This is a genomic window from Herbaspirillum sp. B65 (assembly GCF_000333555.1).
Lineage (GTDB): Bacteria > Pseudomonadota > Gammaproteobacteria > Burkholderiales > Burkholderiaceae_D > Herbaspirillum > Herbaspirillum rubrisubalbicans.
The window spans coordinates 1-1,812 of the sequence record NZ_BADI01000405.1; the positions used below are offsets into that span (position 1 = coordinate 1).

Sequence of the window (1,812 nt, forward strand, 5' to 3'; positions counted from 1 at the left end):
TCTGGGCAGCCTCTACAGCCAGAAGAACAAGCCCTACCAGGCGTTGACGCCCAATGCCAAGAACAGCATGAAGGCCATCGTCAGCAAAAGCGAATTGCGCATTCTGTTCGATGACGAAAACAAGGTGTTGAGCCTGATCACGCCCTCCAACAACACCATCGTGCTGGACGACAAGAACAAGCAGATATCGATCCAGGATGAGCACGCCAATTCGATCGTCATGTCGGCCTCCGGCATTGCCATCAAAAGCCCCAAGACCATCAGCCTGGAGGCAGACCAGGCTGTCTCGATCAAGGGCAACACCGGAGTAACGGTGAGCAGTTCGGGCGGTGACGTGGCCACCAAGGGGGTCAACATCACCGAGACGGCCAACATGCAATACACCGCCAAGGGCAATATGGAAGCGGCCGTGCAGGGCGGGGTGCAACTGACCCTCAAGGCCGCGATGGTCATGATCAACTAGCTTCAGACAGTTCAGAGAGGAACATGCGATGCCACCAGCCGCCCGTCTTACCGATTTTCATCAATGCCCGATGGTCACGCCCGGATTGCCGCCGATTCCCCATGTGGGCGGGCCGATTGTCAGTCCCTGCGCACCGACGGTCCTCATCGGCAAATTGCCAGCAGCCTGCGTGGGTGACATGGCCATTTGTGTCGGCCCGCCGGACTCCATCGTCAAGGGATCGAGCACGGTCATGATCGGCGGCCGGCCGGCCGCGCGCATGGGCGACCCCACGGCGCACGGCGGCTCGATCGTGCTGGGCGATTTCACGGTCATGATCGGAGGCTGAGGCGATGAGCACTGAGGCAAGCTTTCTCGGTACCGGCTGGACGTTCCCGCCCAGCTTCAGCAACAGCCACTATCAGCTTCTGTTGAGCGCCGGCCAGGACAATATCAGGCAATCGATCGACTTGATATTCAAGACCACACTGGGCAGCCGCCCCCTGGCGAGCGGCTTTGGCAGCAATCTGTCGACCTATCTGTTTCGCCGCATCGATACCGGCCTGCGCGAGGAAATCATGCAGAACCTGTCGCTGGCGCTGCTCAACAGCGAACCGCGCATCAACGTGGAACAGATCGATGCCAACTTGTCGAGCGACGGCAGCACTTTGCTGATCAATGTCAGTTATCGCATACCGGAGACCAATACCAGGCACAACCATGTCTATCCGTTCTCGCTGATCGAAGCCACCAATCTATAGCAGAAAGCCCGGTATGCCATCGGATCTGAGCAACAGACAAACCGCACTGACCAAGGCCCTTGATCCGGCCTCGGTGGTGATCGACGCGCGTGATGCGCGCGACCGGTTTGCCTTTGTCGCCCAGTTTGCCCAACTGATTCTGTATTACGACCAAAACAACCAGCAGGCCGGCGACTGGCAGGCCTTCTTCATGAAGGACCCGACAGTGCTGCTGGCCGCCATCAGCGCCTGCGATTATTTGCGTTACCAGGCTGCCTATATGCAGATCCACCCGCAACATCAGGCCGCCGTCCTGCGCGATGAAGCGACCGCGAATGTCGATTTCATCAACCAATGCGCGGCGCTGATACACAGCATGCTTGTGCATCTGAACCGCTGGCTGCGATTTGCCCAGCTCAATGGCGACATCAATCCGGTGCAGCAGTTTTTGCAGAAAAGCGTGGACGAGGTGCTGGCGCAGCAACTCGCCCTGTTCATCGATATGCAACAGCAACTGCATCTGGCCGACAGCCTCTACGAGGCGCCCGCGCTGGCGCTGTACCGCACCTTCGAGGCGCGCTGGCACGCGCCGCAGGTGCGCGTTTCTGCACTNCAGGAGGCAGTGCCGGC

General features: G+C 59.3%; 2 protein-coding genes and 1 pseudogene. All 3 read left to right on the forward strand.

Features of this window, described 5'->3' with window-relative positions; all coding sequences use genetic code 11:
- Positions 1-463 (forward strand): annotated as a pseudogene (locus tag I5W_RS09765) (type VI secretion system tip protein VgrG); the annotation flags it as partial.
- 28 nt (positions 464-491) lie between these two features.
- Entirely contained in the window at positions 492-791 is a 300-nt protein-coding gene (locus I5W_RS09770) for a PAAR domain-containing protein (protein ID WP_026052157.1), read from the forward strand.
- Between the two features lie 4 nt (positions 792-795).
- Positions 796-1,203 (forward strand): GPW/gp25 family protein, encoded by a 408-nt coding sequence (locus I5W_RS09775; RefSeq protein WP_017453318.1) that lies wholly within the window; start codon positions 796-798, stop codon positions 1,201-1,203.
- The last annotated feature ends 609 nt before the right edge of the window (positions 1,204-1,812 follow it).